General features: G+C 66.6%; 20 protein-coding genes and 2 pseudogenes. 17 read left to right on the forward strand and 5 right to left on the reverse strand.

Annotated features, from left to right (window positions below; all coding sequences use genetic code 11):
- Window positions 1-119: 119 nt before the first annotated feature.
- Genes QO058_RS01330 through QO058_RS01340 form a run of 3 tightly spaced genes read right to left on the reverse strand, consistent with a single transcriptional unit; the run spans window position 120 to window position 2792 of the window.
- Window positions 120-1049 carry a DUF6282 family protein gene (locus QO058_RS01330; protein ID WP_284169954.1) on the reverse strand — a complete coding sequence of 310 codons (930 nt, stop codon included), beginning with the start codon at window positions 1047-1049 and terminating at the stop codon, window positions 120-122.
- An 11-nt stretch (window positions 1050-1060) separates the two neighbouring features.
- Window positions 1061-1978 carry a cupin domain-containing protein gene (locus QO058_RS01335; protein ID WP_284169955.1) on the reverse strand — a complete coding sequence of 306 codons (918 nt, stop codon included), beginning with the start codon at window positions 1976-1978 and terminating at the stop codon, window positions 1061-1063.
- A gap of 13 nt (window positions 1979-1991) precedes the next feature.
- Complete coding sequence (locus QO058_RS01340; RefSeq protein ID WP_284169956.1) at window positions 1992-2792, reverse strand: HpcH/HpaI aldolase family protein; 801 nt, start codon at window positions 2790-2792, stop codon at window positions 1992-1994.
- A 180-nt stretch (window positions 2793-2972) separates the two neighbouring features.
- Between QO058_RS01340 and QO058_RS01345 the strand changes: the two genes are divergently transcribed.
- The gene (locus tag QO058_RS01345) at window positions 2973-3989 is read left to right on the forward strand and encodes an amino acid ABC transporter substrate-binding protein (protein ID WP_432212088.1); all 1017 of its coding nucleotides are present in this window, start codon (window positions 2973-2975) and stop codon (window positions 3987-3989) included.
- The gene (locus QO058_RS01350; protein WP_284169958.1) at window positions 3989-5071 is read left to right on the forward strand and encodes an Ldh family oxidoreductase; all 1083 of its coding nucleotides are present in this window, start codon (window positions 3989-3991) and stop codon (window positions 5069-5071) included. Before QO058_RS01345 ends, QO058_RS01350 begins: the two co-directional genes overlap by 1 nt.
- 37 nt (window positions 5072-5108) lie before the next feature.
- Here the strand turns inward: QO058_RS01350 and QO058_RS01355 are convergent, their stop codons facing one another.
- Window positions 5109-6362, reverse strand: a complete 1254-nt coding sequence (locus QO058_RS01355; RefSeq protein ID WP_284169959.1) for an NAD(P)/FAD-dependent oxidoreductase — start codon at window positions 6360-6362, stop codon at window positions 5109-5111.
- A gap of 141 nt (window positions 6363-6503) precedes the next feature.
- On the opposite strand from QO058_RS01355, the gene QO058_RS01360 reads away from it, so the two are divergent.
- From QO058_RS01360 to QO058_RS01380, 5 genes are read left to right on the forward strand one after another with little or no spacing between them, the layout of a single operon-like run.
- Window positions 6504-7382: a MurR/RpiR family transcriptional regulator gene (locus QO058_RS01360; RefSeq protein ID WP_284169960.1), complete on the forward strand. Its 879-nt coding sequence runs from the start codon at window positions 6504-6506 to the stop codon at window positions 7380-7382.
- A gap of 47 nt (window positions 7383-7429) precedes the next feature.
- Window positions 7430-8998 (forward strand): ABC transporter substrate-binding protein, encoded by a 1569-nt coding sequence (locus QO058_RS01365; protein ID WP_284169961.1) that lies wholly within the window; start codon window positions 7430-7432, stop codon window positions 8996-8998.
- Between the two features lie 30 nt (window positions 8999-9028).
- Window positions 9029-9961 (forward strand): ABC transporter permease, encoded by a 933-nt coding sequence (locus tag QO058_RS01370; protein ID WP_284169962.1) that lies wholly within the window; start codon window positions 9029-9031, stop codon window positions 9959-9961.
- A gap of 46 nt (window positions 9962-10007) precedes the next feature.
- Complete coding sequence (locus QO058_RS01375; protein WP_284169963.1) at window positions 10008-10805, forward strand: ABC transporter permease; 798 nt, start codon at window positions 10008-10010, stop codon at window positions 10803-10805.
- A gap of 34 nt (window positions 10806-10839) precedes the next feature.
- Window positions 10840-12321, forward strand: coding sequence for a M81 family metallopeptidase (locus QO058_RS01380; RefSeq protein WP_284169964.1), 1482 nt, complete (start codon window positions 10840-10842; stop codon window positions 12319-12321).
- Window positions 12322-12415: 94 nt separating this feature from the next.
- On the opposite strand, the pseudogene QO058_RS01385 reads toward QO058_RS01380, so the two are convergent.
- Window positions 12416-14778, reverse strand: a pseudogene (locus QO058_RS01385) (xanthine dehydrogenase family protein molybdopterin-binding subunit).
- Window positions 14779-14981: 203 nt separating this feature from the next.
- Here QO058_RS01385 and QO058_RS30970 point away from each other — a divergent pair.
- The 10 genes and pseudogenes from QO058_RS30970 to QO058_RS01445 all read left to right on the forward strand — a co-directional run bounded on the left by QO058_RS30970 (window position 14982) and on the right by QO058_RS01445 (window position 25266).
- Window positions 14982-15998, forward strand: a complete 1017-nt coding sequence (locus QO058_RS30970) for a cupin domain-containing protein (RefSeq protein ID WP_347975680.1) — start codon at window positions 14982-14984, stop codon at window positions 15996-15998.
- Window positions 15999-16466: 468 nt separating this feature from the next.
- Window positions 16467-17624, forward strand: a complete 1158-nt coding sequence (locus tag QO058_RS01400; RefSeq protein WP_284169965.1) for an ABC transporter substrate-binding protein — start codon at window positions 16467-16469, stop codon at window positions 17622-17624.
- A 16-nt stretch (window positions 17625-17640) separates the two neighbouring features.
- Window positions 17641-19140: pseudogene (locus QO058_RS01405) on the forward strand (ABC transporter permease); the annotation flags it as partial.
- Window positions 19141-19476: 336 nt separating this feature from the next.
- Window positions 19477-20382 carry an ABC transporter ATP-binding protein gene (locus QO058_RS01415; RefSeq protein WP_284173071.1) on the forward strand — a complete coding sequence of 302 codons (906 nt, stop codon included), beginning with the start codon at window positions 19477-19479 and terminating at the stop codon, window positions 20380-20382.
- Window positions 20383-20392: 10 nt separating this feature from the next.
- A complete protein-coding gene (locus QO058_RS01420; RefSeq protein ID WP_284169966.1) occupies window positions 20393-21130 on the forward strand; it encodes an ABC transporter ATP-binding protein in 738 nt (245 codons plus the stop codon).
- Window positions 21127-21861 (forward strand): VOC family protein, encoded by a 735-nt coding sequence (locus QO058_RS01425; protein WP_284169967.1) that lies wholly within the window; start codon window positions 21127-21129, stop codon window positions 21859-21861. Before QO058_RS01420 ends, QO058_RS01425 begins: the two co-directional genes overlap by 4 nt.
- Window positions 21862-21874: 13 nt before the next feature.
- Window positions 21875-22936, forward strand: coding sequence for a putative FMN-dependent luciferase-like monooxygenase (locus QO058_RS01430; protein ID WP_284169968.1), 1062 nt, complete (start codon window positions 21875-21877; stop codon window positions 22934-22936).
- Window positions 22937-22944: 8 nt separating this feature from the next.
- Entirely contained in the window at window positions 22945-23547 is a 603-nt protein-coding gene (locus tag QO058_RS01435) for a CMD domain protein (RefSeq protein WP_284169969.1), read from the forward strand.
- 25 nt (window positions 23548-23572) lie between these two features.
- Window positions 23573-24172: an alkylhydroperoxidase domain protein gene (locus tag QO058_RS01440; protein WP_284169970.1), complete on the forward strand. Its 600-nt coding sequence runs from the start codon at window positions 23573-23575 to the stop codon at window positions 24170-24172.
- A gap of 23 nt (window positions 24173-24195) precedes the next feature.
- Complete coding sequence (locus QO058_RS01445) at window positions 24196-25266, forward strand: LLM class flavin-dependent oxidoreductase (RefSeq protein WP_284169971.1); 1071 nt, start codon at window positions 24196-24198, stop codon at window positions 25264-25266.
- Window positions 25267-25556: the final 290 nt, after the last annotated feature.

Consider the following 25556-nt stretch of genomic DNA (forward strand, 5'->3'; position numbering starts at 1 on the left):
CGAGCATACACGTCTTGAACACCGCACGCGAACCATGAAGACGTGGATGGTCGGGACAAGCCCGACCATGACGGAAGAGTTCCGGGCTCGCAGCTCTGCGAAAACCCGGAATCTGGGCTTTAGGCGTCATCCAGCCCCAGCAGCTCCGCAGCATGCCCGCCAGTGAGCCGCCTGATCTCTGCCTCGGTAAACTGCAGGTCGAGCAAATGCCCGACGATCTCGCGATAGCCATCGATCGGGCGCGGCGAGCCGGTGAGGCCGAGGTCGGAGCAGAGCACAGTGTTCTCGACGCCCGCGACCTCGATCACCCGGCGCAGCTCCGGCGGCTCGAACTTCTTCGACTTGCCCTCGACGAACATGCAGATCGAATGCTCCATCACCGCGCCGAGCGAGACGAGGTCGCGGATTTCCGCATCGCTGCAATTATTGACCATGTAGGTCGGGTGGTTGACGAGCAGCTTCCTGACGCCACGCGCCTTCGCCTCCTCGAACACCGCGAAGAGCTCGGGCGTCGAGAGATGGCCGCCTGCGAGGATGATGTCGCCGGCCGCGATCAGGTCGAGGATCAGCTTGACCTCGTCGGTCAGCTTGCCGTCGGTCCCGAACGGCGTCAGCGGGATCGGGTCGAGCATCTTCTGCGCGGTCTTGGGGAAGGTCTTCACCGCCCCCGAGGCAAGCACGTCGATATGGTTCTTGGCCGAGAGCGTCGGCATCCAGACGATTTTGCCGCCGAGCTTGATGGCGTGGTCGACTGCATGCGGGTTGAAGCCGCCCGAGGCATTGTTGAGCGCGATGCCGGAGAACAGCCTGACGCCGGTGTCCGGCACCAGCTTCTCGAGCAGGATCGAATGGGCGGTGCCGAGGTAGAAATGGTCCTTGTAGACGACGGCGCGAAACTTCGCCGCGGCGGCGTCCAGCATCGCCTCGTGATGGTCGAGGATGCGCGGCATCGCGGCCGGGCCGCTATGGCAATGCAGGTCGACGGCGCCGACCAGGAGATCGGCGATCTGCCGGCTTCGGGCGTCGGTGGTTTGGGTCGTGGCGGTCATGTCGCGGGCCCTCAGGCGGTTTCGCCGGGCATCGGATAATCCGCGGCGTTGATGACCCAGCCGGGCTTCTGCGAGAAGTCGAGGCGGGGCGGCGAGAAGATGTCGATCATCTGGTTCAGCCCGGGCAGCACCGAGCGCGAGGTGTGGATCGAGGGCGGCGGAATCACGGTCAGCGACGGCGCCGCCATCAGCTCGTGCTCGTCCTCGCGCCAGATCCGCATGTCGGGCGTCCAGGGCCAGCGGATGTCGTGGATATAGCCGCCGTCGATCACCAGCGAGCCCTGCTCGAAATCATCGTGATGATGCGGCGAGAGCGCGGTGACGTCGCGCAAGCCGAGGCGCGGGTCGAGGATGTTCACCATCAGCGTGGTGCAGCGGAAAATGCGGCCGAAGCGGCCCTCGCCGGCGCCGGCATCGAGGCTGTAGGCGCGGATCTTGAAGCCGCCTGATGGTTCCGGCCAGGGCTCCAGCAGCGCCACATTGGCATGGGGCTGCGCATAGGAGGCTGCATTCGAACACGCTGCCGCCAGATCGGCTGCGACGCTGGAGAAGATGCGGATGACGCGGCCGGCGCCTTTGAGGGCGATGCGAGAGGCGCCCGGCGGCACGAAGACGATCGAGCCGCCCGCGACCTCGACCGTCTCGGTCCCGGCCGTGACCGTGGCGCCGAGCTCCTTCTCGGGCAGGATCAGGCAGTATTCGTCCGGCTGCGCCGCGCGTGCCAGTACAGCGCCCGGCTTCACCTCGGAATAGGCGGTGATGAAATTCTGGCCACGCGCCAGCCAGGTGCGCTCGCTCTCGTTCGCCTGCTGCGGTTCTTCTGCGTAGAAGCGGGCATAGTCGGCGCCGGCATAGGCCTTGACCGGGGCGGCCTTGGCCGCTGCGGGCGCGGACAGCTTCGAGCGCGGATCGCTGGAGGGATAACTCACGGGTCCGGATCTCCTATCGGGAGCCTGGGTTCTCGACCCGGCTCCTGGCTGTCTGCATCTGCGCCAGGGTCTCGCTCGCGGCCTTGCGTAGGAAGCCCTGGTCCGAAGAGAGGATGAAGGCGCTGGCGCCGCGCTCGGCGAAGGCGGCGGATTCCTCGCCATTGTCGGTCATCACGCAGACCGGCTTGCCGGCCTGCTTCGCCGCCTGGAGGATCGTCTCGACTGCGTCGCGGACTGCTGGCGCATCGCGGGTCGGCGCGCCGAAGGCGACGGTGAGGTCGCCGCGGCCGATGAAGACGGCATCAAGCCCCTCGACGGCGAGGATGGCGTCGATCTGATCCAGCGCCGACGGGTCCTCGATCATCGCGATCGTCGCCACCGCCGCATCGGCTGCATCGACGAGCTCCCACATCTTGCTGCCGCCATAGCGGCCGGCGCGCGTGACGCCGGAGAAGCCGCGCTTGCCGCCGCGATAGCGGCAGGCAGCGACGAGAGCCTCCGCATCCGCCACGCTCGCGACATGCGGGGCGAGGATGCCGACCGCGCCGCAGTCGAGCGAGGCCTGGATCGCATCGCTCGTCAGCGTCGGGACGCGGACGACGCCGGCGATGCCGGCGGCCCGTGCCGCCAGCAGCACGAGGTCGGTCGTGCCGCGGTCGAAGGGCGCGTGCTCCTGATCGACGACGATGAAGTCGAAGCCGCTATTGCCCAGGATCTCGGTGGCGTGCGGGCTCGGCGTCTTGACGAAGCTCCCCGCCAGAAAGGCGCCGCTGATAAGGCGATGGCGGAAGCTGGTGAGGGCAGGGGGCTGCATGAATAGGCCGTACCGATTGCGATGATCGGATGATGGCACTGCCGCTTCCGGATATGCCCGGAAGTCGCCGCGTTTCACATCTCGAAATCAGTGGATGCGCGCGCCCGCTGCGTCAGAAAGCAGTCACGGTTGCTCCGGGGTCTGACAAAGAAACGTCGGATACGAAACTCGGGGGAGGGCATCCGAATGAAGACACGCTTGTTGCTGATCGCCGGCCTGATGGCCGCCTGCGCCATGCCGGCTGCTGCCGGCAGCCTGGAGACCGTGCGGAGCCGGGGCGAGATGATCTGCGGCGTCAGCCCGGGCGTCGCCGGCTTCTCGGTGCCTGACGAGGCCGGCCGCTGGGGCGGCTTCGACGTTGACATCTGCCGGGCCGTCGCCGCTGCCGTGCTCGGCGATGCCGGCAAGGTCCGCTACACCCCGCTCAGCCCGAAGGACCGCTTCGTCAGCCTGCAGAGCGGCGAGATCGACATGCTCTCGCGCCAGGCGACCTGGACGCTGTCGCGCGACACCCAGATGGGCCTGCGCTATGTCGGCGTCGGCTATTATGACGGCCAGGGTTTCATGGTCCGCAAGTCGCTGAACATCAAATCGGCGAAAGAGCTGAACGGCGCCTCGGTCTGCGTGCCGACCGGTACGACCACCGAGCTCAACATCGCCGACTATTTCCGTGGCAACGGGATGAAGTACGAGGGCGTCGCCTTCGAGGCCGGCGACCAGGTCGCCAAGGCCTTCGAATCCGGCCGCTGCGACGTCTTCAGCAACGACGTCTCGGCGCTCTCGGCCTATCGGCTGAAGCTGGTCAACCCGACGGAATACGTGATCCTGCCGGAGCTGATCTCGAAGGAGCCGCTCGGCCCGGTCGTGCGCCAGGCCGACGAGACCTGGACCAGCATCGTGCGCTGGTCGCTCTATGCCATGCTCGTCGCCGAGGAACTCGGTGTCACCGCCAACAATGCCGAGGAGCAGAAGCGCACCGGCTCGCCGGAAGTGCAGCGCCTGCTCGGCGCCTCGGGAAATCTCGGCGAGTCGATGGGGCTGAAGCCGGATTGGGCCCTGCAGATCGTGAAGCAGGTCGGCAATTACGGCGAGGTCTATGAGCGCAATGTCGGCTCGGGCTCGAAGCTCGGCATCGAGCGCGGCCTCAACAAGCTCTGGACCAAGGGCGGCCTGCAATACGCGCCGCCGGTGCGCTGATGACGAGTTCCGGCCGCTATCCCGCCGAGGCGCTGCGATCTTTCGCGGCCGCCTTGCTTGAGGCGGCCGGGACGCCGCCCGATAATGCCACACTCGTGGCCGAGGCCCTCATCGATGCCGATATCGAGGGCCTGGCCTCGCATGGCCTGCTGCAACTGCCGATGTATCTAGAACGGATCGAACGGAAATCCGTCGATCCGGCGGCCTGCGGCGAGGTGGTCGTCGACGCGGGTGCGCGCCTGACGATCGACGCCGGGAACGGGCTCGGCCATGTCACGGCCGAGCGCGCCTGCGATCTCGCGATCGCCCGCGCGGGCGAGCACGGCGTCGCGATCGTGGCTGTCCGCAACGCCTTCCACTTTGGTGCGGCGGGGCGCTTTGCCCGCAAGATCGCGCTCGCCGGCCAGATTGGCATCGTCATGGCCAATACGCGCCCGATGCTGCCGGCACCCGGCGGGGCTGAAGCTGTCGTCGGCAACAACCCGCTGGCGATCGCCATTCCGACCGGCTCCGAGCCAATCGTCCTCGACCTCGCCATGAGCGCTGGCGCCATGGGCAAGGTCAGGCTGGCGGCGAGCAAGGGCGAACCCATTCCCGAGGGCTGGGCCCAGACGACCGAAGGATTGCCGACCCGCGATGCGGCCGAGGCGATCAAGGGCGTGCTCCTACCTGCCGCCGGGGCAAAGGGCTTCGGGCTGGCCGTAATGATCGATCTTCTCGCCGGCGGCCTGTCGGCCGGCGGCATCGGCAGCGAGGTGCAGCCGCTCTATGGCGATCTCTCAAGGCCCTATGACAGCGCCAACCTGTTCATGGCGATCGAGATCGAAGGCATGCGGCCGCTCGCCGAGTTCGAGGCCGCTGCTGCGACGTTCACGGACCGCATCCGACAATCGAGGCCAGTCCCCGGCGCCGCTCCCATCCGCCTGCCCGGCGACCGCGCGGCAGAGGCGCGAAGCCGTTTCGACGGATCCTGCCCTCTCGCAGAGCCAACATTGGCCGTGCTTCGGAGGAGCGCCGACCGCCTCGAAGTTGCGGTCCCGACTATCCTTGCGGAGGATGCCGCGAGACAGAGGTCGTGCTGACGATGTTGTCCGAAGTTAACATCGAGCCGGCACTGATCTAGAAGCGATCGGCCGCAAATGGCCCGAGATCACAGAACGTTGGCTGATTGGTCATCGCATCCGCCAGGAGCCGCCCGGTGACTGGACCCAAGGTGAAGCCGTGATGGGCGTGGCCGAATGCAAACCACAGGCTGCGATGCCGGGGCGCTCTGCCGATGATCGGCAGCATGTCGGGTAGGCAGGGCCGTGCACCGCGCCAAGGCTCGGCATCGAGACGTGGGCCGAGCGGCATGAGGCGCCGCGCGACCCGTTCCGCCTGGTCGAGCTGCCAGGAATCCGACGGTTCATCGCGACCCGCGAGTTCGATCCCGGTGGTCAGGCGAATGCCGCGCTCCATCCGGCTGAGCACGAACCCGGCCTGCACGTCACAGAGCGGGTGCTGCGGGACCGCTCCCTCGGCAACCGCATAGTGCATGTGGTAGCCGCGCTTGAAGCTGAGCGGAAAGCGATAGCCGAGCCGCTTGCACAGATCGTTCGACCACGGTCCCAGGGCGACGACGGCCTCTGGCGCGCGCCATTCCTCGGCATCGACCGATAGTCGCCATCCCGCGTCGTCGTGCTGCAAGGAATCCGCGTCTGCGCGCAGCAGCCGGCCTCCGCGCTCAGTGAACAGGGTGGCATAGGCTCGTGTCACTGCGCCTGGATCGCTGACGGTTACCGGGTCGCGCCAGTGTACGGCGCCCGCGACCGCGCCTGGCAGCAGGCCCGGCTCGCGGGTCCGAAGCGTCGCCTCGTCGAGAAGGTCGTAAGCGAGGCCGTGAGCCGCGAGTTCCTTTGCGGCCTCCGCCGCTCGCTGAAGACTACGATGATTGCGATAGAGCTCGATCCAGCCCTCGCCGCGCATCAGCGCTTCGGTTCCGGCCGCTTTGGCCCAGCGCTGGTGTTCGTCGATGCAGCGCTCGATCAGCGGCAGGATGGCGCGTCCTGATCTGTCGAGCCGATCGGGAGCCGAGTTCCACCAGTAGCGCGCCAGCCAGGGCGCCATCCGCAGCAATGCGCCAAGCCGATAGCGCACGGCAATCGAGCGGTTCGAGGCGAAGGCGGCCAGCGTCGGGAGATCGCGCGGGAAAGCGTAGGGGATGACCGAGGAGCGCTCGATCAGGCCGGCATTGCCATGGCTGGTCTCGGCCCCGGGCTCGCCGCGATCGACCAGCAGGACGCTGCGACCCCGTTCCTGCAGATGCAGGGCTACGCTGACGCCGACGATCCCGGCCCCGAGCACGATCACGTCGGCCTGTCGTTCTGGACTCATCGCTTGGGCAAGCCCGTCTCCAAAGGCTCGAAACGAGCACATCGGCAGCGAGCCTCAAGCCGCGTCATTTTGCAAGAAAATAAAAACAGATTGACATAATGACAGAAAACTTTCTCGATGGCGTTGCCGCAGAGAAATTCCATGTCGCAAACCCTCCGCCAGAGATTGCAGGCCTGTCTTGCCATAGGCTCCAAGGCCGACAAGGCGCTGGCGAGCTACATGCTGGCGCAGCAGCCGAGCCTGCCCTTCGAGACGGCGGCGAGCCTGGCCGAGAAGGTCTCGGTCAGCGAGCCGACGGTCGGGCGCTTCTGCCGCACGCTCGGCTACAAGAGCCTGAAGGACCTCAAGCGCAGCCTCGCCGAGGAGATCGGCGACAGGCCCTGGCTGATCAGCGACCGGCTGCGTGATTTCCAGCAACGCAGCCTCGCCGGCGACGACCAGCTGGCGCGCAGCCTCCAGCTGGAGATCGCCGGCCTCGTCCGGCTCTATGAGCTCGCCCAAAGCGAGGAGTGGAAGCGCGTCGCGCGCCGGCTGGCGAGCGCCTCGTCCGTCTATGTCACCGGGTTCCAGACCGAGCGCGGCCTTGCGCAATACCTCGCCAACCAACTCCAGTACCTCCGCGACGGCGTGCATCTGGTCGATCTCGCCGCCGGCAACTTCTCGGAGCTCCTGCTTTCGCACGAAGCCGGGCGCTGCCTCGTGATCTTCGAGGCGCGCCGCTATTCGCGCATGGCCAAGCTTCTGGCCCGGCAGGCGAAGGACGCCGGCATTTCCACCACTCTCGTCACCGACGCCTTCTGCGACTGGGGAGCGGGGCTGGTCGACGAAGTTCTGGTCGTCTCGACCGAATTCAACCTGTTCTGGGATTCGACCGCGCAAATGGCGAGTCTCAGTAACCTCCTGATCAATGCGGTCTTCGTCGAGCTCGGCCCGCAGGTCGAAGCGCGCCTCAACCGGATGGCGGAGCTCTACGACCGCTTCACCGGCCATGTCGGAGGCGGTCCCGGGCCACTGGGCTGAGCCAATCCAAGCCTTTCGCAACATCTCAAAACAAAAGGGGAAGCGAGATGAGGACGATATTGAAGGGGAGCATGCTGGCGCTGGGCCTTACGGCCCTGGCAGCGACGACGGCGCTTGCGCAAGAGGCGACATTCGTGATGACCGCGCGCCTCGTCGGCGCGCCGACCTATAATCCGATCAAGGCGACCAAGCTCAACACGGCGACCACGCTGATCTTCGACCGGCTCGTAGTGCAGGACGCTGACCAGAGTTTCCACGGGCAGCTGGCGAGCTCGTGGGAAACGAACCCCGACGGCATGCAATGGACCTTCAAGCTGAAGCCCGGCGTCAAGTTCCACAATGGCGAGCCGTTCAACGCCAAGACCGTCGCCTGGTGGGTGCCGCAGTTCAAGGGCAGCGAGAACGCCTTCACCGTCGAGGCGATCGAGCGGGTCGAGGTCGTCGACGACCTCACCGTGCGCTTCCACATGAAGCATCCCGACCCGAACCTGCTGTTCAACCTCGCCAGCTCCTTCATGTGCATTCCCGAGCCCAAATCCTATGAGGCGCTCGGCGACAAGTTCGGCGTGACCGAGGCGATCGGCACCGGCCCCTACAAGATGCAGCAGTTCAGCGTCGGCCAGCAGACCGTGCTGGTGCGCAACGACGACTACGCCTGGGCCGCCGGCCTCTCGAAGAACCAGGGCCCGGCCAAGTTCAAGAAGCTGACCTTCCGCGAGATCGGCGAGGAATCGACCGCCTATCTCGAATTGAAGACCGGCGGCGCCGATCTGCTGGTCAATGTCCCAACCGACTTCCTGCCGCGTATCCAGGCCGACAAGGCGGTGAAGCTCGTGACCTTCCCGGGCAACGAGCTGGTCTACATGCCGATCAATACCAGCGTCGAACCCTTCACCGACATCAAGGTCCGCGAGGCCACCGCCTTCGCCGTCAACCAGAAGGAGATTCTGACCAGCCTCTATGGCGGCAACGGCGCCGCCGCCGACACCTTCCTGATCTCCTCGCTGAAGGAGGCGCAGGTCGAGCCGAAATTCAGGATCGCCTACGATTCCGAGCGCGCGAAGAAGCTGTTCGACGAAGCCGGCTGGAAGCCCAGCGCTGATGGCATCCGCGTCAAGGATGGCAAGCGCCTCGCGGTCAAGCTCTGGACTCAGAACGGCACCGAGTTCAAGCGCCTCGTCGAGATCGTCCAGGCCCAGCTCAAGGCGGTCGGCATGCAGGCCGAGATCAGCATCATCGATGCCGGCTCGATCAATGCGCAATACCGCAAGAAGACCGAGCACCAGCTCGCGATCCGCGCCTATCAGTGGACCAATGCCGATATCGTCGACTGGTTCTTCGCCGCCAAGCGGGCCGGCTATCCGAACGTCTCGATGTTCAACGACCCCGAGGCCGAGCGGCTGAACGACATCGCCATGAACAAGTCGAAGAGCTGGGACGAGCGCGTCGCGAACTTCACCAAGTACCATGAGTACGTGCTTTCGCAGTACCCGTTCGCGCCGATCTACCAGCCGGTGCAGAGCCTCGCCTATGGCAAGCGCATCGTGATGCCGGAGACGATCCGCGGCATGGGACTCTACAGCTCGACGATGCTGGACATCGCGCCGGCGAACTGAGCGCTTCACGCACCTACCCGGGAGGGGCCCTTGCTGCGCTTTGCGATCCGGCGGCTCGCCATGCTCGTGCCGGTGTTCCTCGCCGTCTCACTGGTGATCTTCATGATCGTCCACCTCGTGCCGGGCGATCCGCTGGAGCATCTGATCCAAGTCGGATCCTCGCCCGAGCAGCAGGCGCAGATGATCGCCCGCTACGGCCTCGACCAGCCGCTGCTGGTTCAATACGGGCGCTGGCTGGCCAAGGTCGTCGGCGGCGATCTCGGCGACGCCATCGTGATGCGCCAGCCGGTGGCGCGGTTGATCGCGGAGAATCTGCCGCACAGCCTCGCGCTCGGCGGCGCGGCGCTGATCTTCTCCACCACGGTCGGGATCGTCACCGGTGTGCTCGCAGCCTCCTTTCGCGACAGCCTGTTCGACCGGGTGGTGATGGGTTTCATCCTGCTCGGTTCGACGCTGCCGAGCTTCTGGCTGGCCCTGCTGATGATCCTCGCCTTCGCGGTGCAGTTCGAATGGTTCCCGGTCTCGGGCGCGCGCAGCTGGGATGCGCTGGTGCTGCCGGCCCTGACCATCGGCATCGGCGGCACGGCACTGATCGCCCGCGTTACCCGCGCTGCCATGATCGAGATCGCCGGGCGCGATTTCGTCCGCGTGCTCCAAGCCAAGGGCCTGTCCTTCTGGCGCATCCAGCTCCGCCACGTCCTGCAGCAGGCGATGCTGCCGGTGATGACCATCCTCGGCCTGCGCATCGGCTGGATCCTCGGCGGAGCAGTCACTGTCGAATACGTCTTCGCCCGGCCGGGGCTCGGTTCGCTGCTGATCACCGCGCTCGGCCAGCGCGACTATCCGCTGGTGCAGGGCTGCCTGCTCATGCTCGCCATCGCCGTCATGCTCGGCACGCTTCTCGGCGACCTCGCCCAGGCGGCACTCGATCCGCGGCTGCGCGAAACCATGGGGGCAAGATGAGCCGCTCCTCGCTCGCCGTCCGCCTAGCGCGCTCGCGCCGCGCGGCGTGCTCTGCGCCCTGTTTCTGGTCGCGCTCGTCTTCTGCGCGCTCTTCGCGCCCTGGATCGCGCCTTATGACTATGCGGCCCAGAAGCTCAGCCTGGCCAACACCCGGCCCTCGGCGGCGCACTGGCTCGGCACCGACGAATTCGGGCGCGACCTGCTCTCGCGCATCATCCAGGGCGCTCGCACCTCGCTGAGCGTCAGCGTGCTCTCGATCGCAATCTCGATGCTCGCCGGCGCGACGCTCGGCGCCGCCGCCGGCTATTTCGGCGGGATCTTCGACCGCGTCGTCACCGTTATCGTCGACCTGACCTGGTCCTTCCCCGAGATCCTGCTGGCGCTGATCCTGATCGCGATCCTCGGGCCAGGGCTGCATTCGACCGCGATCGCGATCGCCATCGCCTATCTCGCCCAGTTCACCCGGTTGACCCGGGCGCAGGTGATGGCGCTCAGGGGCGAGCTCTTCGTCGACGCCGCAGTGACGGCTGGCGCAGGCCCGGCGCGCATCCTCTTCCTGCATCTCCTACCCAACGCGATGACCCCGGTCATCGTCGCCGGGATGCTGGCGACCGGCGATGCCATCGTGCTCGAAGCGACGCTCGGCTTCTTCGGCCTCGGTGCCCAGCCGCCGACCCCGTCCTGGGGCGCGATGATGAGTTCGGGCACGGCCCAGATCTTCATCGCGCCCTGGATCATCATCTTTCCCGGCCTCGTCATCGCGACCACCGTGATCGCCATCAACCTGTTCGGCGATGCGCTGATCGAGGCCCTCGATATCCGCAGGCCGCTGCGTGACGGCTGATCACCCGTGTCCGAGAATTGCTGAGAGGAACGCCATGAGCTTCACCGTGCTGACCGCCGAGTTCGCGCATGAGAGCAACACCTTCAGCCGTTGCCCGGCCGACTACGCCGCCTTCCAGGACCGCGGCTTCGCCCTGGGCGAGGCCGCGATCGCGGCGCGCGGGGAGGCCAACACGTCGATCGCCGGATTTCTCGATATCGGCCGCCCAGCCGGCTGGCGGGTGATCCATGCGATCAGCGCCTCCGCCCAGCCATCGGGCCCAGTGACGCGCGACGCCTATGACCGCATTGCCGGCGTGATCGTGGAGGCGGCGAAGGCTCACGCCGGATCGATCGACGGTGTCCTGCTCGGCCTGCACGGCGCCATGGTCACCGAGTTCTGCGAGGACGGCGAAGGCGAGCTCCTGGAGCGGCTGCGCACCGTCCTCGGCACGGACGTGCCGATCGGGATCACGCTCGACCCGCATGCCAACGTCACCCGCAAGATGACCGATCTCGCCGACATCGTCGTCTCTTACAAGACCTATCCGCATGTCGATATCCGCGAGACCGGCCGCCTCGCCGCCGGCATCATGCAGCGCACGCTCGCCGGCGAGATCAGACCGGTGACACTGCGCGTCGATCGGCCGATGCTGGAAGAGGTCAATGGCGGGCGCACGGATATCGGCCCGATGGTCGAGCGCATCGCCAAGGCCAAGGCCTATGAGAAGGAGCCGGACGTCTTCGCCGTCAGCGTCAATGGCGGCTTCGGAAATGCCGATATCGCCGAGGTCGGCCCGACCGTGCTCGTCACCTGCCAGGGGGATCACGAGCGCCATCGCGCCTTCGCCGACGCGCTCGCCGAGGATATGTGGCAGCGCCGCTTCGAGGTGATCACGCCCTTCCTGTCGGTCGAGGACGCTGTCGCGGAGGCCGCGTCCTACACCGGGAGTTCGGGGCCGCTGATCATCGCCGACTATGCCGACAACCCCGGCGGCGGCGGCTATGGCGACGCGACCGAATTGCTGCGCGGCATGATCGCGGCCGATCTCGACGACGCCTGCTTCGGACCGATCGTCGATCCGGAAGCGGCGGCCGAGCTACGTCGCGGCAAGCCCGGCACGACGATCTCGGTCAGGCTCGGCGGCAAGGTCGATCCGGAGATCGGCGGCGGCCCGCTTTCGCTCACGGGCACGCTCGTCAGCGTCAGCGACGGCGACTATGTCGGCGATGGCCCGATGCTAGGAGGCCTGCATGCCAGCTGGGGACCGTGCGCGGTGCTCCGCGTCGGCGGGATCGAGATCCTCGTCACCACCCTTCGCGCCCAGATGAACGACCTGCAGCAGTTCCGCGCCTTCGGCATCGATCCGGCCGCCAAGCGGGTGGTCGGCCTGAAGTCGATGCAGCATTTCCGGGCCGCCTTCGAGCCGATCGCCGGCAAGGTGATCGTCTGCGACAGCGGGGCGCTCTGCACGCCGGACCTTAGCAAGCTGCCCTATCGACGGGCCAGGCGTCCGATCTTCCCGCTCGACAGATGACGACGGGACAGCCGACCACTCCAGTCCATAGGCGCATAGTGTTGACGGGTTTCTGCGCCGGCTCTGCCGCTTCAGGAAGCGGCAGTCCACGGGCTTAGGTCACGGATTCGATCCCCGACTGAACCGCCCGCCAGACCGCCTGAGGTGTCGCAGGCATGTCCAGATGCTTGATGCCATACGGCGCCAGGGCGTCGACGACTGCGTTCATGACCGAAGGCAGCGAGCCGGCGCAACCGGCTTCGCCGCACCCTTTGGCGCCGACCCGATTATTCTGGGTCGGCACACCCCGGCTCACGAATGAGAAGAAGGGGACGTCCGCCGCCCGAGGCAAAGCGTAGTCCATATAGGACCCCGTGAGGAGCTGGCCGCTGTCATCATAGACCGTCCGCTCGAACAGTGCCTGGCCGATCCCCTGGACAACGCCGCCATGGAGCTGCCCTTCGACGATCATCGGGTTCACCACGGTTCCGAAGTCATTGATCATGACATAGCGCGCGACCTCGACATGTCCGGTCTCGGGATCGATCTCGACCTCGGCGATGTGACAGCCATTGGGATAGGCCGAAGGCGCTGCCTTGAAGACATGATCCACGTCGAGCGACTGTGGCAGGTCGGGCGGCACCGCGGTGCCACCACGCAGCCTGGCCGCGATGTCCATGATCGCGACCGAGCGGTCGGTACCGATGACGGTGAACCGGCCATTCGCGAACTCGATATCGGCGGCATTGGTCTCGAGGAAATGACCGGCGAGCAGCTTGCCCTTTTCGATGACGAGCTCGCTCGCCTCGATGACCGCCGAGCCGCTCGCCATCAGCGATTTCGAGCCGCCCGTGCCTCCCCGGCGATCAGCCGGTCGCTGTCGCCCTGTACGAGCCTGATTGCCTCGAAGGGGACGCCAAGCTGGCTGGTGAGGAGCTGGGCGAAGGGCGTCCAATGTCCCTGGCCGTAATCGAGCGTGCCGGTGACGATGCTCACGCTGCCGTCCGGCTCGAAATGGATTCCGCCCATTTCGTTCGTCGGTGGCGCCGTCACCTCAAGATAGCAGCCGATACCGCGCCCGCGCAGCAAGCCCGCCTTCCGGCTCGCCCGCAGTCGCCCGGCATATCCCTTCCAGTCCGACGCTTCGAGGGCCCGTTCGAACAGGGCCGGGAAATCGCCGCTGTCGTAGATCGTCCCCACCGGCGTGGCCCAGGGCAGCTTGGCAGGCGGGATCAGGTTGCGCCGCCGCAGGCTCGCGCTGTCGATGCCCATGTCGCGGGCCGCCGTATCGATCAGGCGCTCCATGAAATAGTTGCCCTCCGGACGACCCGCGCCGCGATAGGCGCCGATTGGCGGGGTATTTGTCACCGCACACCGCGTCCGGACCTCGACGAGCGGTGTCCGGTACATCCCGACGGAGTTCTTCCCGATATTCGCCGTCGGCATCATGGCGCCGACCGGAGTGAGATAGGCGCCCATGTTGGCGACGCCGGTGAAGCGCGTCGCAAGGAAACGGCCGCGGGCGTCGAGGGCCAGCTCGGCCTCGAAAACCATGTCGCGCCCATGATGGTCCGAGACAAAGCTCTCCGATCGTTGATCGGTCCATTTGACCGGCCGCTTCAACATGCGGGCTGCGTGGAGGAGCGTGACATATTCGGGGAACACGGAGGCCTTCATGCCGAACGAGCCGCCGACATGACCTGTGACCAGGCGCAGCTCCGCAGGCTTCACCCCCATGGCCGCGGCCAGATTGTTGCGCATGCCGAAGGCGCCCTGGCTCGGCGCGTGCAGCGTGTAGCGCTTCGACTTGCCATCGAAGCTCGCAATGGCGCTGCGCGGCTCGATCGGATTGACCACGACGCGGTTGTTGACGATCCGCACCCGGGCGATGTGCGCGGCTTCGGCGAAGGCCGCAGCGACCTTCTCGCCGTCGCCGGACTGGAAATCGACGATCAGATTGCCAGCGACATCGTCATAGAGTTGCGGGGCGTCGGCCCGGAGCGCCTGCTCCGCATCGGTGACGGCAGGCAGGACATCGATGTCGAGCCTGATCGCCTCCGCAGCGTTGCGGGCCTGATCGGCGGTGCGGGCGACCACCATCGCGACGGGGTCGCCGACGAAGCGGACCTTGTCGGCCGCGAGCGCCGCCCGCTGGGGCCTTTTCATCGGCGCGCCATCGCGGCCTGGCACCGCGATCGGCGTCGCGATCGCGTTGTAACCGTGGCCGTCGAGGTCGGCCGCGGTGTAGATCGCGACGACGCCCTTCATCGCGTGGGCCTCTGACATATCGAGGCCACGCAGATGGCCATGCGCATGAGGGCTGCGGACGAAGGCGGCGAAGAGCTGCCGCTCGACGCTGAGATCGTCGGTGTAGCGCCCGTGCCCCTGCACGAGGATCGCATCCTCTCGGCGCGGCACAGGTTGACCGATCCCGACCGAGGCCATGAGATCGCTGTCACGGGAATCGCTATGGTTCATCGAGGACCGGCCGTGGGCAAACAAGACAGGGACATCAGGATCACCTTGATAGGGCGGCAGTCCGATCCGCTGAAAGAGCGCCGACTGCAGCCCCGCCCAGCGCCCAGCGGTTGCGAAACGCGCTGACTGAGCCTGCATAGTCGTCAGCGCATGGCGGCTCGTTGCTGCGCAGACCGGACGAACGGAACGGAACAGGTGTCCTGATGGGCCTTCGCTTCATCTTCATGCTCACCCGCAACGACCGGACGGTCGGCGATGCGATGGAGCAGCTTCGGACGGCTCTGGCTCTGGGAGTCCGGCATATCGGCTTCAAGGACATCGGCCTGCCGCTCGACACGCTGAAAGCGCTCAACTCAGCCATCAGGGCTGGCGGCGCGACGTCCTATCTCGAGGTCGTTTCGCTCGATCGCGACAGCGAGATCGCATCGGCAAGAGCTGCGGTCGAGATCGGCATCGACATTCTCCTTGGCGGGACGAGGGTCGACGACGTGCTGCCGATCATTGCCGGCACCACGATCCAGTACTGCCCCTTCCCGGGCACGATCTCCGGACATCCGAGTGTGCTGGAGGGCAGCATCGGCGAAATCGTCGCCAGCGCGCAGGCCATGGCCGCACGCGACGGGGTGCACGGCCTCGATCTCCTGGCCTACCGCTCGCACGAGAACGTCCCGGCGCTTATCGAAGCCGTCTGCTCGGCGGTATCGAAACCGGTCTATGTCGCCGGATCGATCGACACCCCTGGCCGCATCGAAGCCTTGAAGCAGGCCGGGGCGGCCGGTTTCACCATTGGCACGGCCGCACTCGATGGAAAGTATCCGGCCGATGGCAGCGATGTGCCAAGCCAGCTGAAGACGATCATCCGTGACGTCGCGTTGCTCAACCGGCACATCTCGCCGTTCCGCAAGGAGAATTTGGAGAGCGCTTTCGGACGATTTTCCGACAGCTGGCCCCCTCGGCTTGCCGCATCTGTCAACAATCTGCAGATCAAGCTCGCGAAATTCGAGGGCGAGGCCGGCTGGCATTTCAACAGCCGCGAGGACGAGGTCTTCTTCGTTCACAAGGGCCGGCTGGTGATGAAGTTCCGTGACCGCGACGAGATCATCGGGGAAGGGGAGTTCATCGTCGTGCCGCACGGCGTCGAACGTTGTCCGACCGCACTCGAAGAGGTCTGCGAAGTCGTCGTGCTCGAGATCGGCACGGTAACCGCCACCTCTCAATAGGACGGATTTCCCCTCTCGCTCGGATTGCTCGGCACTCGGGCCTCTTTTTCAGTACAAACGGAAGATGCGAGGCGGCAAGCTAAGCAAATCCGAGCCGCTCGCCATTCGCGAACGGCGCGTGAAAATCGCGCCTTATCGGCCTGCAAACCCGGAGCGATCTGACAAGGCCCGCGCCCTGGATGTAAGGCATCGATTGTCGCGCAGGGTTCTTAATAAAGAACATTCCGCAGGCGGCCAATATCATCGGCGCTGACGAAGCCCACAATGTCAGCTAGATCTCTCTGCTGTATGCCCAAGGGCACGGCATTCGAGGATGGTTTTTCTCTTCCGCAACGAATGGAGAGATTCACGTTCCATCTGGGATGTTCTTTTGAAAGAACGTTTCATTGACCCGACCGCGAGCGCTGGAGCACTCTAAGGAGGATAGCAAATGCCGCTGAAAGGCGGCCAGAGCACCGGAGCAGCATCATGATCAGCCGTCGCGCGCTCACGCGCTCCGTGGTTACCATCCTCATTCTGGCGTCTGTTCCGGGCGCGCTTTTCGCCGCAGAGCCAACCGGTGAGCCGATCCTGCTCGGTGTCAGCGGACCCCTGACCGGGCCGAACGCGCAATACGGAGCGCAGTGGAAGCAGGGCTTCGACCTCGCGCTCGACCAGATCAACGGCGCCGGCGGAATCAAGGGCCGGCCGCTGCGCTACGTCTTCGAGGACACACAGAGCGACCCGAAGCAGACCGTCGCGGTCGCCCAGAAATTCGTCGCCGACAAGCGCATCGTCGCCGAGCTCGGTGATTTCGCCAGCCCGGCCTCGATGGCGGCGTCACCGATCTATCAGCGCGCCGGCTTGGTCCAGTTCGGCTTTACCAATTCGCATCCGAACTTCACCAAGATGGGCGACTTCATCTGGAGCAATTCGGTCAGCCAGGCCGACGAGCAGCCGTTGAATGCGACCTACGTCGTCAACAAGGTCGGCTTGAAGCGAATCGCGATCCTGTTCCTGAACACCGACTGGGGCCGCACCAGCAAGGACCATTTCGCCGCTACGGCCAAGGAGCTGGGCGCCGAGGTCGTCGCCGCCGAAGGCTACCAGCCCGACGAGAAGGACTTCCGCTCAACGCTGGTGCGTGTGCGCGACGCCAAGCCAGACGGGCTTTTCCTGGTTTCCTATTATGCCGATGGTGCCCTCATCGTCCGCCAGGCCCGCCAGACCGGCGTCACCGTTCCGATCGCCGCGTCGAGCTCGATCTATTCGCCGAAGTTCATCGAACTCGGCGCCGAGGCCTCGGAAGGCGTCTTCACCAATGCGCGCTTCTTCCCGGAGGATCCGCGCCCCGAGGTTCAGACCTTCGTCACCGCGTTCCAGGCCAAGTACGGCAAGGAGCCCGACGCCTTCAACGCCTATGCCTACGACACCGTGGTTCTCTTCGGCCAGGTGCTGCGCGAGGCGCCGAACCTGGACCGCACCACGATCCGGGACACGCTGGCCAAGGTGAAGGACGTGCCGAGCGTGGTCTATGGCAAGGCCACCTTCAACACCGAGACGCGCCGTATCCTGGGCGCCCAGAGCGCCCAGCTCGTCGTGCGTAACGGACGCTTCACGCTGTGGGATGGGGTGAAGACGAACTGACGCGTCAGGCCGACCGATGACCTCCTGGTTCGACCACACCGTCAACGGCCTGATCATCGGCAACATCTACGCGTTGCTGGCGGTCGGCCTCGCGCTGATCTTCGGCGTCAGCCGCCTGATCAACTTTGCGCATGGTTCGGTCTATGTCGTCGGCGCTTATGTCGGCTGGGTCGCAGTCTCCGTGCTGCATACGCCGTTCCCGGTGACGCTGGCGTTGGTGGTCATGCTCACCGCCGGACTCGGCATCGTGATCGAGCGCTTTGGCATCCGCCCGCTGGCGGACGCCCCGCGCATCGCCCCGCTGCTGGCAACCATCGGCCTCAGCTTCGTGCTCGACCAGACCGTGCAGATCCTGTTCAGCCCCGATCCGCGCGCAGTGCCGATGCAGCTGCCGAACTGGCGCATCGAGATCGGCGGCGGCTCGATCGGCCTGCTCGACCTGCTGATCGGCGGCATTGGTATCAGTGCGGCGGCGGCGCTCTTCGCCTTTCTCAAGTTGACGAAATGGGGCTGGGCGGTGCGCGCCACGGCGCTCGACCGTGACGCGGCCCGCGCCATGGGCGTCGACGTCGACAAGGTCAACATGATCGTCTTCGCCATCGCCTCGGCGCTGGGCGGCGTCGGCGGTGTCCTGGTCGGCATGTACTACAATGTCATCACCCCGACGATGGGCTTCGAGGCGACGCTTAAGGGCATCGTCGCCGAGGTCGTCGGCGGCGTCGGCAATGTGCCCGGCGCGATCGTCGGCTCGCTGCTGCTCGGCGTGATCGAGAGCTATGGCGTCGCCTTGCTCGGCACCAGCTATCGCAACCTCTTCGCCTTCATCCTCTTGATCGCAATCCTGGTGCTGCGGCCGAACGGCCTGTTCGCCAGCCGCCGGCAGCTCCCGCCCGAGCCGATGACCGGGACCTTCGTCGCACCGAGCAAGCCGGTCGCGCTGCCGATCCCGTTCGTCGTTGCAGCCGCTATCTTCTTCATCGCGCTGCCGCTGCTGATCGACAATGGCTACCTGATCCAGACGCTGACCAATGCCTGGCTCTATGCGCTGCTGGGCCTGAGCCTCACGCTCGTCGCCGGCACGAGCGGGCAGGTCTCGCTCGGCCACGCCGCATTGCTCGCCATCGGCGGCTATACCTCGGCGCTGCTGGCGTCCGATTTCGGCTGGCCGGTCTGGCTGACGCTGCTCTGCGGCGGCCTGATGGCGGCAGGGCTCGGCACGCTGCTAGTCTCGCCCGCCTTCCGGCTGCGCGGCCATTACGTCTCGATCGCGACGCTCGGCATCGGCGAGATCGTCGCGCTCGTCATCCTGAACTGGGAGAGCGTGACGCATGGGCCGATCGGCGTCGCCGGCATCCCGCCGCTCGAGCTGTTCGGCTATCCGCTCTACGACACCAATGCGATCTACTGGTTCGCCTTCGCGCTGATGACTGGCCTGGCGCTGCTGCAGCTCCGGCTGCTCGGCTCCCATCTCGGTCGTACGCTCCGGGCGGTGCGCGATGACGACGTCGCGGCGCGCTCCTTCGGCATCGGCCTCAACCGCTACAAGGGCCTCGCCTTCGCCTTTGGCGGCTTTTTTCGCCGGCACCAGTGGCGCCTTCACCGCGCATATGTACTCGTTCATCAACCACGAGACCTTCAACACGCAGATCTCGGTGCTGGCGCTGACCATCGCGATCCTCGGCGGCATGGGCAATGTCGGCGGCGCGATCCTCGGTTCCCTCGCGCTGATCGGCTTGCCCGAGGTGTTCCGGGTCGCGGCCGAGTACCGCATCCTGCTCTACGGCATCGCGCTCCTGCTGCTCGTCCGCTTCCGGCCGCAGGGCCTGCTCGGTACGGTCTGAGGAGAAGCGCTATGACTGCTCCCTTTCCGCTTCCGTCCGTAGAGCCGGCCCGCCCGCTGCTGGAGGTGCGCGGGCTGGTTCGCCGCTTCGGCGGCCTCACCGTCGTCGCCGGTGTCGATCTTTCGATCAGCGAGGGCGAGCTCGTCAGCGTCATCGGGCCCAATGGCGCCGGCAAGACCACTGCCTTCAACCTGATCAGCGGCCTCGATAGGCCGGACGAAGGCACGATCCGCTTCGACGGCGCCGACATCACCGGCAAGCCCCCCGAGGCAGTTGCCGCCGCCGGCCTCGCCCGCACCTTCCAGCACGGCCGCGTCTTCGCCAATCTCAGCGTCGCCGACAATGTGCTGGTCGGGGCGCATCGCCGGCTGCGTGGGGTGCGCCCGAGTTGGCCGGTGATCGGCCCGCTGGCCGAGCTTGCGCTGGCGCTGATCCGCCCGCCTTCGGTCAAGGCCGAGGAGGCCGCCTTGCGCACCGAAGTGCGCGAGATCCTGGCGATCTTCGGCGAGCGGCTGCTGCCGCGGATCGACCAGCCAGCCTACAGCCTGTCCTACGCCAATCGGCGGCGCCTCGAGATCGCCCGTGCACTCGCTGCAAGGCCGAGGCTGCTGCTGCTCGACGAGCCGACCGCCGGCATGAACCCGACCGAGACGGCCGAGATGCTGGAGATCATCGCCGGCCTCAAGGCGCGCGGGCAGGCGATCCTCCTGATCGAGCACAAGCTCGACATGGTGATGCGGCTTTCCGATCGCGTCGTCGTGTTCGATGACGGCCGCAAGATCGCCGAGGGCTTGCCGCTCGCCGTGCGCAACGACCCGGCGGTGATCGAGGCCTATCTCGGCCATGGCAGCGTCGGCGGTAACAAGCCGGCGGCAAAGGCTGAATCCCTGGTCCCGCCGGTCGCGGCGACCACGTGAGGGGGCAGGCATGAGCGAAAACGCGCGCCCGATCCTGGAGCTCAGGGCCATCGACACCTTCTACGGCCCGGTGCAGGCCCATTTCGGCCTGTCGCTCCAGGTCGGCAGGGGCGAGATCGTCTGCCTGCTCGGCGGCAATGCCAGCGGCAAGTCGACGACGATGAAGGTCATCCTCGGGCTGGTGAAGCCGGCGGCCGGCGACGTGCTGATCGACGGCGTCTCGACGCTCAAGCTGAAGACGCCGCAGATCGTGCGGCTCGGCGTCGGTACCGTGCCCGAGGCGAGACGTCTCTTCGGCGCGATGAGCGTGCGCGAGAACCTGCTGATGGGTGCCTTCACCCGCGACGACAAGGCCGCGATCGCGGCCGATCTCGACCGGGTGCTGGCGCTGTTCCCGCGCGTCGCGCAGCGGCTTTCGCAGCAGGCCGGCACGCTGTCCGGCGGCGAGCAGCAGATGGTCGCGATGGCACGGGCCCTGATGGGCCGGCCGCGCATCGTCATCATGGACGAGCCGACCATGGGTCTGTCGCCGCTCTGGGTCGACCGTGTGCTCACGCTGATCCGCGAGATCAACGGCCAGGGCGTCAGCATCTTCATGGTCGAGCAGAATGCCAGCCTCGCGCTCCAGATCGCCCATCGCGGCTATGTGCTGCAGACAGGGCGGATCGTGCTCGAAGGCAGGGCCGCGGACCTTCTGGTCGATGCCAGGATCAGGGACGCCTATCTCGGCGGCGCGGAGGCAGCATGAGCAAGCAGGATTTCCGGATCGACCACGCGGTCATCGTCACCAACAATCTCGACGCGGCGATCGCCGACTGGCGCGCCCGTGGCTTCACGGTCGAGCCGGGCGGCACGCATCCGCGCGGCAGCGTCAACGCGCTGATCTCCTTTGCCGACGGCGCCTATATCGAGATCATCGCCTTTCCCGTGCCGCAGCCGGACTTCTTCTGGTGGCGGGTGCTGCAGGGCGATGGTCCGGGCCCGATCGACCTCGCGCTGCTGCCCGGGGATCTCGACGCCGTGCTGTCGCAGGCCGGGGCCGCGGGACTGGGCTACGGCCCGCCGCAGGATGGCGGCCGCAAGCGCCCCGATGGCGAGACGCTGGTCTGGCGCACGGCACGGCCCGAGGCGACCGACCTGCCGTTCTTCTGCTCCGACGTCACCCCGCGCGACCTGCGCGTTCCCGCGGCGCCGCAGCACTCGAATGGCGCCACCGGGATCTCCGGCATCAGCATCGCCGTCGGCGACCTCGATGCCTCGGCACGGCGCTGGCAGGCGCTGACCGGCGCGGAGACGATCATCGCCGGCATCTTGCCCGGCCTCGATGCCGCCGCGGCCTTTCTCGACCTCGGGACGACGCGGATCACCCTGCTCGCGCCGGAGCGAATCGGCCACGGAAAGGTTGCGGAGCATCTGCGCCGGCGCAGCGAGGGGCCTTTCGCCCTGTCCTTTGCCGGCGTCGAGACAGCTGAGATTTGAAGGATACCGGCCCATGAGCGCAAAACGCCTCGGCTTCTTCACCCGTCTGCTCGATGACGCGCCCGCCGGCGAGCGCTATCGGCTGGCGGCGGAGCAGATCGTCCACGCCGAGCGCCACGGTTTCGACAGCGCCTGGGTCGCCCAGCACCATTTCCACCGCGACGAGGGCGGCTTGCCCTCGCCCTTGCCGTTCCTGGCCTATGTCGCGGCGCGGACGAGCCGGATCAGGCTCGGCACCGGCATTATCATCCTGCCGATGGAGGACCCGGTCCGGACCGCCGAGGACACGGTGGTGGTCGACCTTCTGTCCGGCGGCCGGATCGAGGTCGGCCTCGGTACCGGCGCCACGCCCGAGACCTTCCTCGCCTTCGGTCTCGACAAGGATGAGCGCACCGAGATCTTCGCGCGCAATCTCGACAGGCTGCTCGCAGCCTGGAAGGGCGATGCCCTCGGCCATGACAAAAACCGGCTCTATCCCGAGGCGGGAACCCTGGCGGACAGGGTCTGGCATGCGACCTTCTCGGTTGCCGGCGCCGAGCGGATCGGCCGGGCCGGCGCCGGGCTGATGCTGTCGCGCACCCAGCCGCGCAGCCGTGACAAGCCGAACGCGACGCTACCGGAAATCCAGCACCCGATCGTCGATGCGTATCTTGCCAACCTGCCAGCAGGGGTCGCGCCGCGCATCATGGCCTCGCGCTCGCTCTTCGTCGCCGACAGTCGCGCCGAGGCGCTGAAGCTGGCCGAGATCGGCCTCAACCGCGTGCTCGACCGCTTTGTCGCCAGCGGCCACGTCATTCCCGACCGCAGCCTGCCGGCGCTGATCAGGACGCTCGACACCCATGTCGGCGCGGCCGACGACGTGGTCGCCTCGCTGGCGGCCGACAGCGTGCTGCCGCGCGTCACCGACATCGTCTTCCAGGTCCACTCGGTCGACCCACCGCATCCGGCGATCCTGCGCTCGATCGAGCTCACCGCAGCCGAGGTCGCGCCGGCGCTCGGCTGGCGCTTGCCGCCGCGAAAGGCGGAATCGCAATTGTCCCGGCAGCGTGCGGACGCCGCCGCCCTTCAACCCTGAGGCTTGTCATGACCGATCACGCAACACCGGATATCCTCGACCGTCTCGCCGGGGTCAGCGCCGGCTCCGCGCTCGACGTCGTCCGGCACGAGCGGCCGGAGACGCGCCGCAACGTCCAGGCGAGCTACGATGCTCTCTTCGAGATCCGTGACGAGGCGGAGATCACGGCGACCGAGCGCTATGCGGTCGCAGCTTTCGTCGCGCTGCTGCACGATGCCGACGGTCCGGCCGCAAACCACTATCTGCAGTTGCTCGAACAACGGCCCGAGGGCGTCGGCCTCGTTAAAGTGTTGCGCAGCCAGGCAAAAAAAGCTGCGACCGCGGGCCCTTACGGCGCCTATCCGAGCGGGCCGCTCTCGCGCGAGAACCTCGCCGGGCCGACCTTCCGCACCGAGCCGTCGGATCGTGCAGTGCTGGGCGAGCGCCTCTCGGCTGCGCTCGACCATGTCCACCTGCTGGTCTTCCACCTGCGGGATGCGCAAGGATCGCATCTCGCGCTCCTGCAGCAAGCCGGCTGGAGCACGCCCGCGATCGTCACCCTGTCGCAGATCGTCGCCTTCCTCGCCTTCCAGATACGCGCCGCGCATGGCCTGCGCGTTCTCGGTTCCTGATGCCATTCGACAACGGAGCGACCTGATGACCGCTACGACGCTCGACCATCCGAAGGCGGCGATCCCGGCCGCCTTCACCCAGGACGAACTCGGCTGGAACGCCTGGCTCGACCCCGTTCCCGAAGAGGCCCTGACCGAACGCCAGAAGGAAGGGCTGGTCGACATCGCCCGCGCCAAGAGCCCGTATTTCCGGCTGCTCGCGCATGATCCGGACATCCTTCGCGCCCGGACGCTGGCCGACAAGGACATCTTCTACAACACCCGCTCGGGCCTGCCGCGTGCCGAGCGCGAGCTTGCGGCGGCGGCGGTCTCGCGCAGCAATGGTTGCATCTATTGCGCCTCGGTTCATGCCCGCTTTGCGACGACGCACTCGAAGCGCCGCGACGATGTCCAGCGCTTGCTCGACGAAGGTGTCGGCGTCGACATCGACCCGCTCTGGAACGCGGTGATCGAGGCTTCCGTGGCGCTGACGGCGACGCCGATCGCATTTGGCGCGGAGCATGTCGCCAAGCTGCGGAGACTTGGCCTCGACGATCTCTCCATCGCCGACCTGATCCATGCGGCCTCGTTCTTCAACTGGGCCAACCGGCTGATGCTCTCCCTCGGCGAGCCGGAAACCCGCTGACCATCTGATTGTGAAACGACGATATGAGCCTTGAATCCGAATATCTCTGGTACATTCCAAATGTCGTCGAGCCCGGCCATCGCGGTGACGCCGCGGTCGAGGGCCATAACAGCCTTGAGACGCTGACCAGCCAGGCAAAGGCGCTGGAAGAGCATGGCTGGAAGGGTGCGTTGATCGGGACCGGCTGGGGCCGCCCCGACACCTTCACCGTCGCAGCCTCGCTCGCCGCCCGCACCACCACCTTCGAGCCGCTGATCGCGATCCGCCCGGGCTATTGGCGGCCGGCGAATTTCGCCTCAGCCGCAGCCACGCTCGACCACCTGACCGGCGGCCGCGTGCGCATCAACATCGTCTCAGGCAAGGACAATCTCGCCGCCTATGGCGACAGCGAGGGCGACCAGGCGCATCGCTATGGCCGCACCAGGGAGTTCATGCGGCTCGTGCGTAAGCTCTGGACTGAAGAGAATGTCGCGTTCGCCGGCGAGCATTTTCGCGTCGATGGATCGACCGTCGTGCCGCGTATCGAGGTCCGGGGTGAGCGCCGGCATCCGAAACTGTACTTTGGCGGCGCTTCCGAGGCGGCGGAGCGGGTGGCTGCGACCGAGGCCGATGTCCAGCTCTTCTGGGGCGAACCGCTCGATGGCGTCCGCGAACGGATCGAGCGGCTGAAGGCGCTGAGCCGCGATCTCGATCGCGACCTGCCGCCGCTCGAATTCGGGCTTCGGATCACGACCTTCATCCGCGACACCACCGAGCAGGCCTGGGCTGAAGCCGAGGCCAAGGTCGCCGAGATGGCCAAGGGCAAGGGCGCCGGCTGGAACGACCGTCAGCGCACCACTGCCGTGGGACAGCAGCGCCTGCTCGACTTGCACGCGCAGGGCGAGGTGCTCGACGACAACCTCTACACCACGCCCGGCAAGTTCGGCGGAGGCGGGGCCGGCACCACCTGGCTGGTCGGCTCGGCCGAGGACGTCACCCGCTCGCTGCGCAAATACCGCGACCTCGGCATCAGCCAGTTTGTCCTCTCCGACACACCCTACCTGCCCGAGATCAGGCGGCAGGGCGACCAGCTGCTGCCCTTGCTGCGCAACTGAGACCGTGTAGGCGGCGCCTTTTTCGGCGCCGCTCGATGGCCCGTCAGGAGCCGGTGGCGGGCACGGATGTCGCCCCGCTCCATTCATGGGCTTGAAGCGCTTCGCAGCCCTAAGGGAGCTGGGCGGGATCAGATACGTGCTTCGGCCAAGTTCGCTGACGAGCACCAGAGGGGCGGGGACGATGCGGCTCTGCATGGTCGCATGCCCGCTGCAATCCAGAAGGTCGCCGTCATTATCGCCCACAGAAGCTAGGAGAGGGAGTGCTTTCTTAAGGCGCCCCCACCGCGCCT

The organism is Bosea vestrisii, assembly GCF_030144325.1.
Classification (GTDB): domain Bacteria; phylum Pseudomonadota; class Alphaproteobacteria; order Rhizobiales; family Beijerinckiaceae; genus Allobosea; species Allobosea vestrisii_A.

What these genes read in the sequence shown, in the direction of transcription:
- QO058_RS01330 (WP_284169954.1), bottom strand. Translation starts at nt 1,049, where the DNA reads ATGACCGCCACGACCCAAACCACCGACGCCCGAAGCCGGCAGATCGCC.
- QO058_RS01340 (WP_284169956.1), bottom strand. Translation starts at nt 2,792, where the DNA reads ATGCAGCCCCCTGCCCTCACCAGCTTCCGCCATCGCCTTATCAGCGGC.
- QO058_RS01350 (WP_284169958.1), top strand. Translation starts at nt 3,989, where the DNA reads ATGACGAGTTCCGGCCGCTATCCCGCCGAGGCGCTGCGATCTTTCGCG.
- QO058_RS01355 (WP_284169959.1), bottom strand. Translation starts at nt 6,362, where the DNA reads ATGAGTCCAGAACGACAGGCCGACGTGATCGTGCTCGGGGCCGGGATC.
- QO058_RS01360 (WP_284169960.1), top strand. Translation starts at nt 6,504, where the DNA reads ATGTCGCAAACCCTCCGCCAGAGATTGCAGGCCTGTCTTGCCATAGGC.
- QO058_RS01365 (WP_284169961.1), top strand. Translation starts at nt 7,430, where the DNA reads ATGAGGACGATATTGAAGGGGAGCATGCTGGCGCTGGGCCTTACGGCC.
- QO058_RS01380 (WP_284169964.1), top strand. Translation starts at nt 10,840, where the DNA reads ATGAGCTTCACCGTGCTGACCGCCGAGTTCGCGCATGAGAGCAACACC.
- QO058_RS30970 (WP_347975680.1), top strand. Translation starts at nt 14,982, where the DNA reads ATGGGCCTTCGCTTCATCTTCATGCTCACCCGCAACGACCGGACGGTC.
- QO058_RS01400 (WP_284169965.1), top strand. Translation starts at nt 16,467, where the DNA reads ATGATCAGCCGTCGCGCGCTCACGCGCTCCGTGGTTACCATCCTCATT.
- QO058_RS01415 (WP_284173071.1), top strand. Translation starts at nt 19,477, where the DNA reads ATGACTGCTCCCTTTCCGCTTCCGTCCGTAGAGCCGGCCCGCCCGCTG.
- QO058_RS01420 (WP_284169966.1), top strand. Translation starts at nt 20,393, where the DNA reads ATGAGCGAAAACGCGCGCCCGATCCTGGAGCTCAGGGCCATCGACACC.
- QO058_RS01425 (WP_284169967.1), top strand. Translation starts at nt 21,127, where the DNA reads ATGAGCAAGCAGGATTTCCGGATCGACCACGCGGTCATCGTCACCAAC.
- QO058_RS01430 (WP_284169968.1), top strand. Translation starts at nt 21,875, where the DNA reads ATGAGCGCAAAACGCCTCGGCTTCTTCACCCGTCTGCTCGATGACGCG.
- QO058_RS01435 (WP_284169969.1), top strand. Translation starts at nt 22,945, where the DNA reads ATGACCGATCACGCAACACCGGATATCCTCGACCGTCTCGCCGGGGTC.
- QO058_RS01440 (WP_284169970.1), top strand. Translation starts at nt 23,573, where the DNA reads ATGACCGCTACGACGCTCGACCATCCGAAGGCGGCGATCCCGGCCGCC.
- QO058_RS01445 (WP_284169971.1), top strand. Translation starts at nt 24,196, where the DNA reads ATGAGCCTTGAATCCGAATATCTCTGGTACATTCCAAATGTCGTCGAG.